This window comes from Lacrimispora brassicae, from assembly GCF_054772055.1.
Genome location: NZ_BRYH01000003.1, coordinates 168470 through 184077 on the forward strand (window position 1 = coordinate 168470; position 15608 = coordinate 184077).

The 15608-nt window shown below is 35.8% G+C and carries 19 protein-coding genes and 1 tRNA gene; all 20 read left to right on the top strand.

From position 1 onward, the window contains the following. Window positions 1-97 precede the first annotated feature (97 nt). The 20 genes from ACYVD3_RS02075 (at window position 98) to ACYVD3_RS02170 (ending at window position 15413) form a co-directional block, all read left to right on the top strand. The gene (locus ACYVD3_RS02075; RefSeq protein ID WP_460640846.1) at window positions 98-979 is read left to right on the top strand and encodes an MBL fold metallo-hydrolase; all 882 of its coding nucleotides are present in this window, start codon (window positions 98-100) and stop codon (window positions 977-979) included. 113 nt (window positions 980-1092) lie between these two features. Further along, window positions 1093-1605 (top strand): cysteine hydrolase family protein, encoded by a 513-nt coding sequence (locus ACYVD3_RS02080; protein ID WP_460640847.1) that lies wholly within the window; start codon window positions 1093-1095, stop codon window positions 1603-1605. Window positions 1606-1766: 161 nt separating this feature from the next. Beyond that, window positions 1767-1839: transfer RNA gene (locus ACYVD3_RS02085), tRNA-Phe, on the top strand. 108 nt (window positions 1840-1947) lie between these two features. Further along, window positions 1948-2886, top strand: a complete 939-nt coding sequence (locus ACYVD3_RS02090) for a tyrosine-type recombinase/integrase (RefSeq protein ID WP_460640848.1) — start codon at window positions 1948-1950, stop codon at window positions 2884-2886. Between the two features lie 610 nt (window positions 2887-3496). Continuing rightward, on the top strand, window positions 3497-4606 hold the full coding sequence (locus ACYVD3_RS02095; protein WP_460640849.1) for an Ig-like domain-containing protein: 1110 nt from the start codon (window positions 3497-3499) through the stop codon (window positions 4604-4606). Between the two features lie 1649 nt (window positions 4607-6255). Further along, on the top strand, window positions 6256-6747 hold the full coding sequence (locus ACYVD3_RS02100) for a capsid assembly scaffolding protein Gp46 family protein (RefSeq protein ID WP_460640850.1): 492 nt from the start codon (window positions 6256-6258) through the stop codon (window positions 6745-6747). 47 nt (window positions 6748-6794) lie between these two features. Further along, complete coding sequence (locus ACYVD3_RS02105; RefSeq protein WP_460640851.1) at window positions 6795-7076, top strand: hypothetical protein; 282 nt, start codon at window positions 6795-6797, stop codon at window positions 7074-7076. Window positions 7077-7090: 14 nt separating this feature from the next. Further along, on the top strand, window positions 7091-7933 hold the full coding sequence (locus tag ACYVD3_RS02110; RefSeq protein WP_460640852.1) for a hypothetical protein: 843 nt from the start codon (window positions 7091-7093) through the stop codon (window positions 7931-7933). Between the two features lie 143 nt (window positions 7934-8076). Next, window positions 8077-8322 (top strand): helix-turn-helix transcriptional regulator, encoded by a 246-nt coding sequence (locus ACYVD3_RS02115; protein ID WP_460640853.1) that lies wholly within the window; start codon window positions 8077-8079, stop codon window positions 8320-8322. Further along, on the top strand, window positions 8322-8780 hold the full coding sequence (locus ACYVD3_RS02120) for a hypothetical protein (protein WP_460640854.1): 459 nt from the start codon (window positions 8322-8324) through the stop codon (window positions 8778-8780). The genes ACYVD3_RS02115 and ACYVD3_RS02120 overlap by 1 nt, the downstream gene beginning before the upstream one ends. A gap of 17 nt (window positions 8781-8797) precedes the next feature. Continuing rightward, entirely contained in the window at window positions 8798-8968 is a 171-nt protein-coding gene (locus ACYVD3_RS02125) for a helix-turn-helix domain-containing protein (protein ID WP_460640855.1), read from the top strand. A 326-nt stretch (window positions 8969-9294) separates the two neighbouring features. Next, window positions 9295-10170, top strand: a complete 876-nt coding sequence (locus ACYVD3_RS02130) for a hypothetical protein (RefSeq protein ID WP_460640856.1) — start codon at window positions 9295-9297, stop codon at window positions 10168-10170. Further along, window positions 10167-10370 carry a hypothetical protein gene (locus ACYVD3_RS02135; RefSeq protein ID WP_460640857.1) on the top strand — a complete coding sequence of 68 codons (204 nt, stop codon included), beginning with the start codon at window positions 10167-10169 and terminating at the stop codon, window positions 10368-10370. Before ACYVD3_RS02130 ends, ACYVD3_RS02135 begins: the two co-directional genes overlap by 4 nt. Window positions 10371-10436: 66 nt before the next feature. Further along, window positions 10437-10655, top strand: coding sequence for a hypothetical protein (locus tag ACYVD3_RS02140; RefSeq protein WP_460640858.1), 219 nt, complete (start codon window positions 10437-10439; stop codon window positions 10653-10655). A 351-nt stretch (window positions 10656-11006) separates the two neighbouring features. Further along, window positions 11007-11177, top strand: a complete 171-nt coding sequence (locus tag ACYVD3_RS02145; protein WP_460640859.1) for a hypothetical protein — start codon at window positions 11007-11009, stop codon at window positions 11175-11177. A gap of 344 nt (window positions 11178-11521) precedes the next feature. Then, on the top strand, window positions 11522-11704 hold the full coding sequence (locus ACYVD3_RS02150) for a hypothetical protein (RefSeq protein WP_460640860.1): 183 nt from the start codon (window positions 11522-11524) through the stop codon (window positions 11702-11704). Between the two features lie 18 nt (window positions 11705-11722). After that, the gene (locus ACYVD3_RS02155) at window positions 11723-12883 is read left to right on the top strand and encodes a hypothetical protein (protein ID WP_460640861.1); all 1161 of its coding nucleotides are present in this window, start codon (window positions 11723-11725) and stop codon (window positions 12881-12883) included. A gap of 180 nt (window positions 12884-13063) precedes the next feature. Continuing rightward, the gene (locus ACYVD3_RS02160; RefSeq protein WP_460640862.1) at window positions 13064-13393 is read left to right on the top strand and encodes a hypothetical protein; all 330 of its coding nucleotides are present in this window, start codon (window positions 13064-13066) and stop codon (window positions 13391-13393) included. Further along, window positions 13380-13826, top strand: coding sequence for a hypothetical protein (locus tag ACYVD3_RS02165; RefSeq protein ID WP_460640863.1), 447 nt, complete (start codon window positions 13380-13382; stop codon window positions 13824-13826). Before ACYVD3_RS02160 ends, ACYVD3_RS02165 begins: the two co-directional genes overlap by 14 nt. 3 nt (window positions 13827-13829) lie before the next feature. Continuing rightward, window positions 13830-15413 (top strand): phage terminase large subunit family protein, encoded by a 1584-nt coding sequence (locus tag ACYVD3_RS02170; protein ID WP_460640864.1) that lies wholly within the window; start codon window positions 13830-13832, stop codon window positions 15411-15413. Window positions 15414-15608: the final 195 nt, after the last annotated feature.

Below are 15608 nucleotides of genomic sequence, written 5' to 3' on the forward strand. Positions count from 1 at the left end.
AAATCTGGTATAATCTTTGGATATCAATGGAAATTGAAACGAAGCGAATTTATATAATCCACTAAAAAAGGATTTCTACTGATTGGAGGTTTCCCAAATGTATGAGTTAAATCAGGTCAGCGCAAATAGTTATTATGTTCAAAGCCCGGCAAAGATCGGCATTGTTAAGCTTAACGATAGGGAGGTATGCCTGATTGACAGCGGAAGTGATAAGGATGCCGGGCGAAAAGTCAGGCAGATACTGGATGCCAATAGCTGGCAGTTAACAGCGATATATAATACTCATTCCAATGCCGATCATATTGGCGGCAATAAGTATCTGCAAAGCCAAACCGGATGCAGAATTTATGCTCCGGGTATTGAATGCGACTTTACAAATCATACGCTCCTTGAACCGTCTTTTTTGTATGGCGGATTCCCGCCAAAGGACTTGCGGCGTAAATTCCTCATGGCCCAGGAAAGCAGCGCAGAATATCTTACGGAAGATGTTCTCCCAAAAGGTATGAGCCTCATTCCCCTTCCCGGCCATTTCTTTGATATGGTAGGCTTTAGAGACATGGATCACGTGGTTTATCTGGCAGACTGTTTATCAAGCAAAGAAACATTGGAAAAGTACCAAATCGGGTTTATCTATGATGTATCCGCTTACCTTGACACTTTGGAAATGGTGAAGACCCTAAATGCAAAGGTTTTTGTACCTGCCCACGCAGAAGCAACAGACAACATCGTTCCGCTGGCTCAGCTTAACATTGACAAGGTTCATGAAATAGCAGATAGGATACTTGAAATTTGTAAAAAGCCAATGATCTTTGAAAAGGTCTTACAGCAGCTTTTCATTAACTATGGTCTGGAAATGAACTTTGAGCAATATGCGCTTGTCGGCAGTACCGTTCGTTCCTATCTTTCCTGGCTAAAGGATACGGGGAGGATGGCAGTGGCTTTTGAAAACGGACAACTGCTCTGGACTGCAATAGAGTAAGCTGCCATATCCGGTTTATTGATGATCATAAGCTTTCGCTTCTGCAGGCAAATGAATACAGACCTAGAGGAAGTTTATTTTACATTCCATGTATAAAAGCAGGAGGTATCAAAATGGTACTATTGGTAGTAGATACACAGGATATGATTGTTAAAGATGAATTGTTTCAATATGAAACATTTGTAAATAACATAAAACAATTACTGGGTTTAGCAAGAAATAAGGGCATTGAGATTATTTATGTGCGTCACGATGATGGGTTTGAATTGACCAAGGGAGTAAATGGATTTGAAATATTCGGGCAATTTTCGCCAATGAATGATGAAAAAATATTTGATAAACATTTTAACAGTGCATTTAGGGATACAGGACTATCTGAATACTTACGCTCTAAAAACGAAAATACCATCATGATTGCAGGCTTGCAAACCGATTATTGTATTGATGCAACAATAAAGTGTGGCTTTGAACTTGGATTTGAAATCATAGTTCCGGCGTATTGCAATACAACGGTTGATAATGAATATATGACAGGGGAACAATCATACAAGTATTATAATGAAAAAATGTGGAATGTGAGATATTCAAAGTGTGTAAGCTTTGAGCAGGCATGTGATATGTTTTGATTTGTATAGGGTGTCAGACAAACATTTGATGCCAGAGTTTCGGGAATGGAGAAGAAAAGAATGATTTAATTGAGAATTTTGTTTTTTTGACATAATTTAGAAAACTCATCTTGACAAGAGGGAAGAAATCTTGTAAAATTATCCGTGTTGCAGATGGTTATGCCCAGATAGCTCAGTTGGTAGAGCAGAGGACTGAAAATCCTCGTGTCGCTGGTTCGATTCCGGCTTTGGGCATTAATAAAGGAAATTTGGATAACTCTTAGGGGTTATCTTTTTTTTTTGTTCGTAGGATTATTACATCTTTTAACAAGTGGTTCTATCACAGAAAGAGAAGGTATTCCTATGAAAAAGATTACTATGTCTAAAAAAACAATTCCGACAATTCAAGAAGCATTTGACCTGTTTATCAGGAAGTGTAAAATCAAAAATCTATCAGAACTGTCCATAATCTCCTATGAGAAGAAGATGGTTCCTTTCTGCAAATTTATTGACAATCAATCCCCTATTGCAACTATTACAAGTGATACAGTGGACGAGTATATCCTTTGGTTGCGTGAAAATTCACAAGCCAATGATATTACCATTAATTCCTATTTGCGGTCACTACGGGCATTTTTATACTACTGTATGGAGTGTGACTATATTCCTGCGTTTAAGATCAGTTTAACTAAAGCGGAGAAGAAGATAAAGGAAACCTATACAGATGAAGAACTACAGCGTTTACTTCAAAAGCCAGATGTAGATTCATGCTCATTTTCAACTTATAAGACGTGGGTATTTGAAAACTACCTGCTTGGTACTGGGAACCGTATCTCAACAGCGTTAGATGTCCGTATAGACGATTTAAACTTTCAGAGTGGAACAATTACCCTACGTAGAACAAAGAACCGTAGACAGCAGATTATACCGCTTTCACATACACTCGCACAAATACTACAGGATTATATTTTGGTGCGTGGTGGTGAACCAGACGAGTATTTATTCTGCAATGAATACGGTGAGAAAGCAAGCGAGAGGACTTATCAGCAGTTAGTCAGACGCTATAATATTAAGCGTAACGTGAACAAGACCAGTTGCCATTTATTCCGTCATACATTTGCTAAATCATGGATACTTGCCAACGGTGATATGTTCCGTCTACAAAAAATATTAGGTCATAGTGATTTGACTGTCACAAAGGAATATGTGAATATGTTTGGGCAAGACCTTCAGATGGACTTTGAGAAGTTTAACCCATTGGACAATATGAAACAGAATAAATCTGTTGTGCAGATGAGGTAGGGGCAACCATTATGCATGAGTATAATCTTAAGAGTTGTGAAGGAATGAGTACCCTTGTGGCGGTTCCGCCATATCGGATAAACCGGGCGATAGAAGCCCTAGAATGGCAATTAGAGCAAGATATTCCACAAAAGGATAGAGAGATACTATCAGAAACTTTGGACGCTTATAGATCGAAAATCTTGATTCTAAAAACCCCCGAAACCCCTTGTAAACACTAGCTTTTAGAGGGGTGTGCCCGTTTTCCTTACTATAGTATAGATATGAGAAGCGAATAATTTATTTTCATTCTTTTCCTTTCAAGCCAATGGCAGCATTACCGTTCTGGTGGTGTTGTCATTGGTATTATTACGCAGATTTTATTGACAATTCGGAAATCAAGGTCTGATTTTATAGCTCATATGAAAGCTAAATTAAAGGTACTATGGAGAGGTAAAACGTACTGACCTTGTGGTAAATTTACCACATTGTTTTTAGAGCAAGATGGTCTAATTATAAATGTTCGATTTGCTAATATTAAAAAAAAGCTTAAAAACTACCGAATTATTCGGCATTTTAGAAACACATTTACAGATTGAGATTTTCCTATATGGTAAGGAAGGAGTAACAATTGAATATTGAAAATATAAATCAGCGTCAGTTTGATAACACGATGCAAAAGGAAGGAATCACTGTAACTGATTATTATGATACATCAAAATCATATCAGGTATTCTTTCGTAGAGAGAATAGAGGTACAACTCCACAAGGTAAATTAAGGTTATTCTATGCACAAGACAGCGGTATATCCATTGGTACGATATTCGTACTCAAAGGGGAGAACTACCTCGTTGTAAGCCAGGATTCACAGGAGAGTAATATCTATTATACATCCATGGCTATGAAGTGCAGTACCACCTTAACAATTAATTATAATGGTAAATATCATGTGATTCCCTTTGTGGTGTCAAGCGATAGATACAGTGTTACAGAGAATAATACCATTAGTATCATCAATGGATCAGTAATTGTCTATACTGGCTTAAATGACATTGTGGATAGCATGAAAGGGAAGTATAGGAACTTTGGCGGCACTTACGAGGTAAAGAACCACTTTTATAATGATAATCTGGCTTATATCTATATGAGTAGAGAAGCCGATAGTCCAGATGAATATTCATTATCTTATGATGGAATTACCACATTGGATATTAATGATGGCACATATCAATTATCCTTTACAGCCGTTAAAAATGGAGAGGTAGTATCTAATCCAACACTCACATATGTGTCCAGTGATGAAGCCATAGCAACGGTTAATGCGTCTGGTCTACTGACTATGCTTGCTAATGGTAATGTTACGATTACGGCAACATGGGCAGAGGGGAATGTATCTGATGATATAAATATTACTATCAGCGGTGAGATAACTCCGGTTGTAGAAGGAACATCTTTAATCAGCGGTAGAACCGATTTAAAGGTCGGATATTCGAGAAGTTATACGGCATACTTTAATGATAAAGATGGTAATACAGTTGAGGGAGTTACGCCAGTATGGAGCATCTCCAATAATGAATTCGCATTAAGCAAAATAACCATCACTTATCCAAAGACAAATCAGATTAAATTGCAAATAGATGATGATAACTTGATTGGAGAGAAATTTACATTGAACCTTGTAGATGCAGATGGACTTTATGCAGCGTCAACTTTGGAGATTGAGATTGTAGAAGGATTCTGATGGAAATATGGGAATTCCACTTATCTTAACTCTCTAAAATAAAACGTAAACAACGGACTAAAAATAATGCGTTAAAATAAAATAGTCCGTTATTTACGAAATAAAATTTGTTTCATTAAGGGAAGCATAAAAAAGTTACTTTTTGAGAAAACCGACCCATCTAAAAACACGGGATACTTCCATATGCTATACGGGTAACTCCCGTGATTTTTCCTCTTTTAAAAATAAGGGAGCCATAGGAAGAGAAGCGAAATTTTGTATAGTTTTTTATTAATGTAGTAACTCAAATTCTTATCTTTTCTTGCAAACCCATTAAAATCAAGGGTTTTAGACCATTTTGAAGAGAAACACATTTTCGAGATAATGACATAAAGGGGAAGGGTGAAAATGTAATTAAAATTTATTCAATGTATTGATTGTGGAGAATGGATTGAAGTGGATATTTTGAATACTAAAACAATAAGATGTGATGACTGTGAAACTAAATACAGAAAGACTTGGAAACGAGAATATCAAAGGGAATTAATGAGGAAACGAAGAAATCACCAATGTTAGACTTAGCCTCATTTCCAAATAACGTTCGTTATTTACGGATTAAATTCACATACTAAAAACAAAATAGTCCGTAAATAACGCATTAAAAATTGTGTGTATATGGAGAACACATATCGCACCTGAAGATGTGCCGGATTCGGCACATGTTAAAAATTACAAAAAAAGAGGTGAATTCGGAAATAGAGGCATGATTTCACTGCCTATGGTGGAGCTAAATTAAAGTTACATAGGAAGGGGTAAATCCTAAAGTCAAAGATATTGACTTCCGAAAATTATGGTAAATAAAAACATTTAGGAAATTAGGATATATTCAGAAATTTATAAAAATCCCATATATCCCTTGATAATCTTAGTATTTTTATGGGTCATAAATCAAATTGAGATTTTCCTATATGGTATAGAGTATATATGTGGGTTGCTCCACGGTGGTATGACAGCGAAAACAAAAAATAGCATAGGAATAAAGATGTTTGATTTAGAAAAATCCCACTTTTCCTTGTAGTTAAGCCATTTGCGAGAGTTTTTAGCTACGTATATATCATATATGGAAGAACAAGTACAACCACAATTAGAAAAGCAAATGTAACGGAAGCCAAAACTCCACTTTTCCTTGTAGTTAAGCCATTTATAGCATTTTTTATGTATGTATATATCAGGTATGGAAACACAAGATAGTATTACCATTTAGAATCCGCCTTTTATTGGAGGATAAAACGTGAATATAAAAGAAAATTAAGTAAGTAGAACCAAGCTTTAAAAAGCAAGAAATCTATAAATCCCTTGTAAAATAAGGTATTTCAGCATTTTTAAAATTCTGTATTATATGGAAGGAAGATAAGAATTTGAGTATGAGCACCTTATGGACCTTAGGCCCATAACCTCGTTAAGGACCAGAGTTCCACAACGAGAGATAGTATCCCTAAAATGGTGGATACTTTTTTTATTTGCAACAAAGTTGCGTAGATTCACCTTAGGGCGGAACCGCCACAATGTGATTTACATATATGAAACAATCAAACACATCATTTGGGGCAGACCTGCGAACTAATATAATTAGGGCAACGGTTATGCAACAACAAAGGAAGGAGCACCACATGGAATTGAATATTGAAGGATTATCACAGGAACAGATGGAACAGGTAACGAAACTCGTACAGAGTGAGACAGATAAGGTAAGGACTGATTACAGTACTAAATTGAGGACTGCTAATGATGAACTTGCCAAATATAAGCCAGCCGAGAAATCTGAAACTGAAAAGGCATTAGAGGAGCGTTTATCTGCACTCGAAGCCATGGAAAAGGAACTTGCTAATAAGGAAAGAGCAATGACGATTGCCGACAAATTAAAGGAGAAGAATCTCCCGGCTGAATTAGCACAGTATCTGAATGTAGGGGACAATGTAGATGAGGTCATTGAAAAGGTGGGTACAACGATAGGCGGCTACTTTCTTGAAAATGGAAATAGACCAACTAACCACAACACCAATAAAGGTATCACAAAAGCCGACTTCGCAAAAATGTCCTATGGAGAAAGAGCAAAACTTTTTCAGGAGAACACTGAACTTTATAAGGCACTTAGTAAATAGGAACTGATTAACAACCAGTTCTTTTTTTATGCAGAAAGGACTGATAAATGGACGCAAGTACAATTCAGACATTAATATCCACACTTGGATTTCCCATTGTCTGCGTATTATTCCTTGCTTGGTTCATATGGAAGATATGGATTCGCCAACAGGAACAGAATGAAAAACGTGAAGAAAAGTTATACACGTTTATTACAGAAGCACAAGCCACTAATGAACAGTTGGTAAAAACCAATAGTGAGTTTGTGACAGTATTGAATACTTATAAGACGGATTTAGATGATATCAAGTCCGATGTAACAGTAATTAAAAACAATTTGAAAGGTTAAATAGGTGAAATTTAATGGCTAACACAATTAATACAAACGTAATCGTACCAGAGGTATATGCACAGTTAGTAAGAGAGAAAATCGCAGGTAAGGCAAAGGTAGCACAGTTTGCAAAGGTGCTTGGAGATTTACAGGGAAAACCCGGTGAAACACTTACTATGCCAAAGTGGAGCTATGTAGGTGATGCTAAAGATTGGGCAATTAATACTCCAATGGAAAGCACACAGATGACACAGACAAGCACCACAGCAACTATTAAGGCAATTGCGGCACCGGCAGTTAAGATTGCTGATTATGATAATGAGGTTGAGTTGGGTAATGCTGTCAATGAAGCGGCTGGTCAGCAAGCAGTATCTATTGCCAGAAAACAGGATACAGATGCTATTACAGAATGTCTGACTTCTCCATTAAAGAAGCAGTTGGCAGCAAAGAATAAAGTTACTCAGGAAGAGATGATTGAAATTCTGGGTCTGTATGGTGATGACAGGGATTCCGCTGATTTTGATGCAATTGTAATTCACTCTTTATTTGCTCCATCTTTCTACACTATGGATATGTTTGTGTCCAGAGAAAAGACAATGACCACAGACGGTAATGGTATTGCTGTTAATGGTGTGATTGGATATTTCCTTGATATTCCGGTGATTTTGTCAGATAGGTTATATGACACTACTAATGTTGAGGGATTTATTCTTGTTATGAAGAAAGGAGCATTAGGACTTATTCCAAAAGAAGCACCATTTGCAGAAGCAGCCAGAGATGCGTCTTTGAGACAGACAACTATCTATTGTTCCCAGTTCTATGCAATGGCGCTGATCGACGATGAAGCCGTTGTTTATGCAAAAACTGCAATCTAATTGCAGACAAATCGGAGGTGCCGGTTTCGGCACAATGTTGTATTTTGTAAAGGGGGTCGGAAAATATCGCCCCCTTTGCGATTTCCCTTTGAAGGGAAGGGTGCGTCAAATTTGACGGGCAGATAAGAAAGAGAGGTGTAATCATGTTATCAGGTGAAAGGTTAAAATTCCTTAGATATTCTCATGGAATCACACAAGTAAAAATGGCGGAATGGTGTGATGTTACAGAAAGATTTGTAAAAATGATTGAACAAAATGAATATAGACCGTCTAAAGAAGTGTATGACGCTTGGATAAATTGCTGTTATGGAAAAGGTAAGCCACTTGCACCTAGAGAGAATAAGAAAGGTGTAAAGAAAGTTACAGATAAGAATACAGGTGATAAGTAATGAGACTATTTAGTGGCATATTCGGCGGTGGGAAATCAAATTCCAAGATTGTTTCTGGTCGTAATCCTGGAAAAGGATGGATTGCTGCCAATAAATTTAACAATGCTAAAGGTGGATTTGCTGGTGGATATGGTGCACGTTCATTCCAGAATATCATTGATGCACATAGCAGTGCAGAAGAAATTGTAGAAGAATTTGGACTTGATAGAGAAGATGCTCCATATGGCAACTGCTATCAGAGAGCATATAAAGAAGCATACAGACAAGCCATTATTGAAATGATGCTTGCACTGGATTTCGATGGAGATCCCGAAGATTATATTGATTGGGACGAAGTGGAAGAAAATGCTCATGATTATGCTATAGAACTTGCAGAACGTTGGATTAATCGAGAAGAATGGATTCCAGAGGAAGTAATTAACTGGGCATTTTATGATGTATCAGATCACAACTGGTAAATAAAGAAGGTTGGACAATGACAGGTAAAGAGTTTCGCAAATGGCGAAGAAGCAAAGAGATTTCTCAACAAGTGGTAGCCGATTATGCCAGATGCAATAAGTCAACTATCTGCCGTTGGGAAAAAGGTACTATGAATCTATTGCCAGAATTATATGAAAAAATAATGGAACTTAAGGGTGTATTTTAAAAATAGTCCCGCGGGACGATGGGTTTAAACCCTACGTCTTAATTTTGAGACGCAGGTTCATTGGTAAAATCACCAACAGAGCAGTTAGGGACCAGATTTTCATATCAGATCTGCCCTAATTCAGGGCATCATTTTGAACCGTTGCTAAATAGCAACAGTTGGAATATATCACATATACAGTGGAAAACGTAAGCCACTATAAATATACGAAGAAATCAAAATCAGATAGAAAGGTAAGGTGAGATAGTTTTTGAATCTGAAAAATTATTTTGCCTTTATTAATAGTAGCCATTGGAGAGAACTATCTCTCCTTTATGGTGAATTTAATGAAGGAACAGTACAGAAAGAGGTTATTAGATAATAATGAATGGATTGATGGAACAAATAAATATGGACTAATTTTAACAGATGATTTAGATTCCTTATTATCATGTGCAATTTTAAAGAGTGTAAAGGATTGGAATATTGAACAGGTATTTTTATTCAAAGCAAATAGTGAAAAAAATAAAGATTATTTAGGTGTAACCGACAATGCCACACATGAAGCGATTGGTGTTGATTTTGCAATGGTAAATGGGAAATGTTTTGATAATCATTTAACTTCATTTGCATATAATGATATTGAAAATCCAGAGAGTATAAATCTTAATCGTACTTGTGGAATCCATAGGGGTAATTATTTCAGAAAATATAATTTATCCACTGTATTATTATTATGGTCATTATATGATTTACCCAAAGAAGGATTATCTGATGAACTTATGATGTTACTTATTGCAATAGATGGCTCGTATGAAGGATTCTATACAGATGCCAAATATGTTGGAATACATGAGCGTTGGATAAAAGATATTCTTGATTTACCAGAATTTTTTGAATGTGAAAAGCGTCATACTAAGCAAGACTTCATTGATATTAAAAAGAAATATAGCATACACAGAGGTCATGGTAAGATTGGTGCAAGTAAAGGATATTTACAAACAGATATTGATATAGAAGATATCAATGAATTATTAGGATGGGATACAGATATACAGTTGGAATTACCAACAGATAGATTTCATAAAAAAGCAGTATATAAAGACAATATGGTAAATATAAAGGGTTCTCCATGTAGTATTAATTCTATTTGTGAGAACCCTTTTTGTTATGCATTAACCAATAAATATACTGTTAATTATTCAGAAAGGATAGATGAATGATTTATACAGATGAGAATAAATCCAGGGTGATTGTATTTTCAGGTAGGGTAGCAAACGCATTATTAAAAAAAGGATATCAAATTGTAGAAGTCAGACCTGATAAGAGAAATAAAATTAGGTCTGTTTTTCTTTTTAATGGAGAATTAGGTATTGAGAATGAAATTTTAAGATTGAGTGGAACAGAGAATATATTTGAGTAGTTACTATGTTTCAAATGTGGTGACGTGGGTGGTTCTGCTAAGAAAATGGGTATGAGGATTCGAGAGTTGGAACGTCTGTATGGAATACGTCAAGGAGGTTCCGGATATTATGGAAATCAATACAAGGAGTCTTCAAATAATTTTAAGACTCCAAAAACACAAGATCAATTGGCTACTAGCATGGGAATGACAGTGCAAACACTACATAATTATAAACTTATCGCTGACATGATCCCTGAATTGTCAGATTTAGTTGATACAGGCATCGCGATTGGTCAAATTTGACTTATCGGTATTTTACCCAGTGGCTTTCAAAGACCACTACCCACCTTTAGAGTTAAATAATTTTACTCCAAAAGTAAGTGAGCTCACTTTGTGCACCGTTATTTAGGGTGTAAAACTTTTAACACCTGCATATTCACTCACTACGAAAATGCGGGTAGCCAAAAATGGATAGCCAAATCAGAAGTCCATAATGGACTTTTGAAAATAACCAGAAAGGACACAAACAGATGAACGAATATTTATATGAGATTTCAGAACTAGACACTACGTCTATTACAGATGAAGAAATAATGATTATGCAGATACGCCGAAACCGGCACCACAGGAAACGCAGAGAAAGGAGACAGCATTATGGAGAAAGAAACAATAGTAATCTTTACAGCCAAGAAAGCACGAACCTTATTAAAGGAAGGATTTACGCTGGTTGATATTAAACCAGATAAGACAGATTCTGATGGTAAGAGAAGTGTATTTATCTTTAAGAATGAAACTGGAATTATGGAAAAAATAAGAGAGAATTAAATCCTATAGTACGTGCTGACGCACTCCTTCCTTTCGCAAACAAGTTTGCTTCAAGGGAATTGAGATTTTGACCTTTCCATTTTTGAACAAATCAAATCCCTATTAGTAAAGTTATATATAGGGAAATGAATTGTTCAAATTTGGAATATTGGGTCAAGATAATAACTTTTCCAAAATTGTCTAAATCAAATCCCTATTAGTAAAAGTATATATAGGGAATTGAATCAGACAAATTTGGAATAAAGGAATGTGAGGATTTGAGGGCGGTTTGTGCCCGAAAATGAGGAGTGGCTCGGAGAGACACGTACATAGGGAATCATAACACACAAAAAGGAGAATAAAGTATGTATACCACAAGAGGTAAGAAGTTTATTTATGCTGTTAATTTTGCAAATGAGTTGATTCAAAAAGGTTATCGTTGTATTGAAACTGGTTTGAATCCCACAAGTAATAAATATTACTGGGTATTCGATTATAACGAAGTTCAGTCCTATTATGATGGCAAGTCAAAAAACGTAAGAGAATAAAAGTGAGGTAAAAGTAAAATGTTAGAGTTAAATAAGGAATATACATATTCGCAGATTTGCGAAATTGTAGGTTGGGAGAAAAAGGGTGGTAATTCAAAACTGTTACAAATGAAATCCATTGAATCTGCTTATGAGTTTTATCATCCTATTAATAAGAAGACCCATAAAGAGAAAAAAAGTTACATATTCACAAAGCAATTATGTGAGATTGAGTTGGTTGATGGACGCAAAAATAATGGTGCTAATGCTGCATTTCCACAAGATGAATTTGATTATCTTCTTAACTGTCTTTTGAAAAAGGGTATCGATAGGAATGAATACTATTATAGAAGTGATGAGTGTCCGGTTTATGTTTCCAATACTGTTATATATGATGAATTTGGATTTGACTGCTATAGACTATTAAACATGGTAGTAAAATCTGATGCTGATACAGATGAGGTTATATTCAAGAATCTGTTTCAGCAGATAGTTTTGCAGTCCGTCAAAAGTAATACCATTACAAAAATATGTAAAAAGTTTGGCTATGCAAAAAATGCAATACCAAAAGGAATCCTGCGTAATGAGCATAAATATAGCAAATCCAAAAAGAATGTGGTCACTATTCCAGATGATGAATTACTTGGCGAATATGATAGCTATGTCAGTGAATTTACTCGTAATTGTGGATTCCATAATATTGCAGATATTATCAATAATGGCTTATATGGGGATATGCTTCAATATATTAAAGGCGAGTTTGAAGAGAAGAAACTTTATGGAGTGACAAAACTTAATAAGATATATCTCCCTGATAATATATATGATGAGGTTTTTCACTTTCAGATTGATACAGAAACTAAGGAAAAATATCAGGAACACTTTAAAGAGATTATCATAGATTCAGTGGAGAAATCTGTATTAAACAGGATTAATGGAGCCAAGGAGTATTCTTTTAAAATGAACGATATACAGAAGAATATTCTCAAAGATTATTTTGAACAATTTTCTGGTAGACAATTAAAAATAGCTTGTGCCGAAACCGCCACAAGCTATTTCCACTTACAAAATGATGATACATCAGATCTAGATGAATTATTTGATGGTAAGTCATTATGGGGAGAACCTGATCCAATGGAGAACAAATATACTGTTGAGGAAATAATAGATATGCCTGATATGAGTGATGTGGCTGTTTAGCACCTTACGCCAGTTCCGGCGGAGGGTGTGTAGCGCCAAAACCGACGCTATCGGTTTTACCGACAATGGATATAGGGTTTACCAAATTTGGTAAAGGCAAATTAAAGAAAATAGTAGAAGATGTAGCCCTAGGGTCCAGAGTTCCTTAGGGCTTAAATTTCAGAAAGTGAGGATTTATTTATGAAGAATTTTAATGATATTATACCAAACTATGTTAATGATATTTCATTTTTGGCTTATGCGCAAACCTGCGAAAAAGTAGAGAAAGCCATTGCAGATGGTGATAATGAGAAGTTGGAGATATATCTGACATCTCTTCGCAGTCAAGAAGATAATCTTGTAAAAATATTTCGATATAGGTTATCTCAAAAATATAGTTATATTGAAGCTATTTTAGACATTGAAAAGAAAGTGGATAATATAGGCGAACAGATAAATCATATGTCAGAAAGTTATGATGAATGGAATGAATTACATAGAAAGGCGGCGATTTTAGATGGCACAAAATAAGGCAGATGAGAATAAATCGTTTAAAACAGTATTGCAGAAAATGACAGAGGTTGCCCCTTATTACATAGCAAAATATGTTGAGTGGTATCTGACAGACCCAGAGGATAGGATTCCTTGGGACGACTTATGCAACTGTAACGATAATTATAGATTGAAAACAGGCGGCAATAAAACAGAACAGTTTGCAAAAGATAACTGGCTTACTCGTGAGGATACACAGCGGTGTATTCAGATTTACATGAAGCACATGAAAACCATTAATACAATGAAAATATACGAAAAGATGTTGGATAAGGCACTACAGGGAGATGTGAATGCAGCAAAGTATATTGAAGGATTCCATAATAGTGATTTCTTTAATGAAGACGAAGATGAAATTAATGACTTCCTGAATACAGTGAATATCCCTAAACTGAAAAAGACAAGGGGGTAAATTATGGCAGTTAGTAAGCAGAATATGAAGAAACTGGAATGGTTGTGGTCTGACGATAATAAGATTGCATGGATAGAAACTTTTATAAAGATTGCAGACAAAAATGGTGATATAGTTCCTTTTATTCTGACTGATGAACAGAGTAGATTAGTGGAAGGATTGGAGCACCAGAATATTGTCAGTAAGTCTAGACAGTTAGGAATTTCCGTCTGCACCGTTGCATTAAGCATAAGGGAATGTGTGGTGCATGATAATTCAACTTGTGTACTTATAAGCCATAATCAGACCAGCACCAATGCAGTATTTGATAAACTAAAGCAACAGTTTTATTCTTTACCAGATTGGTTAAGACCACAATTGATACAGAATAACAGACAGGCACTCACCTTTGCCAATGGTTCCAGTGTTGTATGTATGACAGCCGGTAATAAAGATGTTGGACGGGGTAGTACTTATAATGCTATTGTACATATGTCTGAGTTTGCCTTTTGGAAAGACCAGGAAAGACAGTTGAAATCCATTATGCAAGCAGTATCCAGTTCAGCAACAGTAATTATAGAGAGTACGAGTAATGGTTATAACAATTACAGTTCCTTATTTCTACAGGCAAAAAATAATGAGAACGCATTTAAAGCGTTCTTTTTTAATTGGATTAATGGCGGTGCTTTGTTTAGGGACCAGTATAAGGAAAGTGTGCGTCTGTATAAAGCACAGCATAATGGACAGATGTTGACACCAGAAGAATATGACGAAGAAGAAAAGATGCTCTCTGAATTGGGTATGACACCAGAACAGGCAGTATGGAGACGGGACAAGATTAGTATATCAGGTATTGACGCATTCCATGTGGAATATCCTAGTACACCAGAGGAAAGTTTTCTTGCTACTGGTTCCAGTGTATTTGATAATACAAAGGTTATTAAATTACAGCAGGTCATCGCAGAACGGAAAATAGTTCCCCTTAAATTGGATAAGATTGTTGGACTTCCAGCGTCATTAAGACCATATGTGCAGAATAAATCATTTTCTGTATGGGACGTTCCCAAATCGGGGAATAAGTATTACATAGGTGTGGACGTGTCTGAAGGTCTTGGTGGAAAACATGATTATTCTACAATGTTTATTGTGGACAAAGATGGTAAGCAGGTCGCAGAGTTTAGGAATAATAAGATTAAACCTTATCTATTTGCTGATATTGTCAATGATGTGGGCAGATGGTACAACAAGGCACTATTGACAGTAGAGAAAGCGTCTGGCGGACATAGCGTCATTGAACGATTGAGATATGAAAAGAAATATATGAATATGACGAAGTACAAGACTTACGATGAGTTTAAGAGGGCAATATGGAATGTCGGCTTTGATACGAATAACAAGACCAAATCTATTGCGGTGAATGATGCCAGGGAATGGTTTGATAAAGGATTAGTGGATATTAACAGCAATCAGTTGTTGGAAGAAATGAAAACATTTGTTGCAGAAGAGAACGGTTCCTTTAATGCAGTTACCGGCTCCCACGATGACCTTATATCGGCTATGTGGTTATGTATTCAGGGTATGAAACAAGGATTCTGGTATCCATTCTAATATACACATTAAGGGAAAATAATAATGGGTTGAGGGTATACAAATTACCCTTAGCTTTATTTGAGTTTTATATTTAAAGTAGTACATTAGAATACAATCAAAGAGTGGCATATATGTTGATGTTTTAAAGCATTTATAGGGCAAATTACGGACTTTAAGGTAGAGGACGAGGAAATTATCACTTGTCCTTTTTTG

Excerpts from the sequence above, each read along its gene's own strand:
- ACYVD3_RS02105 (WP_460640851.1), top strand. The coding sequence starts at position 6,795 with ATGGACGCAAGTACAATTCAGACATTAATATCCACACTTGGATTTCCC.
- ACYVD3_RS02075 (WP_460640846.1), top strand. The coding sequence starts at position 98 with ATGTATGAGTTAAATCAGGTCAGCGCAAATAGTTATTATGTTCAAAGC.
- ACYVD3_RS02150 (WP_460640860.1), top strand. The coding sequence starts at position 11,522 with ATGTATACCACAAGAGGTAAGAAGTTTATTTATGCTGTTAATTTTGCA.
- ACYVD3_RS02160 (WP_460640862.1), top strand. The coding sequence starts at position 13,064 with ATGAAGAATTTTAATGATATTATACCAAACTATGTTAATGATATTTCA.
- ACYVD3_RS02120 (WP_460640854.1), top strand. The coding sequence starts at position 8,322 with ATGAGACTATTTAGTGGCATATTCGGCGGTGGGAAATCAAATTCCAAG.
- ACYVD3_RS02165 (WP_460640863.1), top strand. The coding sequence starts at position 13,380 with ATGGCACAAAATAAGGCAGATGAGAATAAATCGTTTAAAACAGTATTG.
- ACYVD3_RS02130 (WP_460640856.1), top strand. The coding sequence starts at position 9,295 with ATGAAGGAACAGTACAGAAAGAGGTTATTAGATAATAATGAATGGATT.
- ACYVD3_RS02155 (WP_460640861.1), top strand. The coding sequence starts at position 11,723 with ATGTTAGAGTTAAATAAGGAATATACATATTCGCAGATTTGCGAAATT.
- ACYVD3_RS02170 (WP_460640864.1), top strand. The coding sequence starts at position 13,830 with ATGGCAGTTAGTAAGCAGAATATGAAGAAACTGGAATGGTTGTGGTCT.
- ACYVD3_RS02090 (WP_460640848.1), top strand. The coding sequence starts at position 1,948 with ATGAAAAAGATTACTATGTCTAAAAAAACAATTCCGACAATTCAAGAA.
- ACYVD3_RS02110 (WP_460640852.1), top strand. The coding sequence starts at position 7,091 with ATGGCTAACACAATTAATACAAACGTAATCGTACCAGAGGTATATGCA.
- ACYVD3_RS02100 (WP_460640850.1), top strand. The coding sequence starts at position 6,256 with ATGGAATTGAATATTGAAGGATTATCACAGGAACAGATGGAACAGGTA.
- ACYVD3_RS02080 (WP_460640847.1), top strand. The coding sequence starts at position 1,093 with ATGGTACTATTGGTAGTAGATACACAGGATATGATTGTTAAAGATGAA.
- ACYVD3_RS02135 (WP_460640857.1), top strand. The coding sequence starts at position 10,167 with ATGATTTATACAGATGAGAATAAATCCAGGGTGATTGTATTTTCAGGT.
- ACYVD3_RS02125 (WP_460640855.1), top strand. The coding sequence starts at position 8,798 with ATGACAGGTAAAGAGTTTCGCAAATGGCGAAGAAGCAAAGAGATTTCT.
- ACYVD3_RS02145 (WP_460640859.1), top strand. The coding sequence starts at position 11,007 with ATGGAGAAAGAAACAATAGTAATCTTTACAGCCAAGAAAGCACGAACC.
- ACYVD3_RS02115 (WP_460640853.1), top strand. The coding sequence starts at position 8,077 with ATGTTATCAGGTGAAAGGTTAAAATTCCTTAGATATTCTCATGGAATC.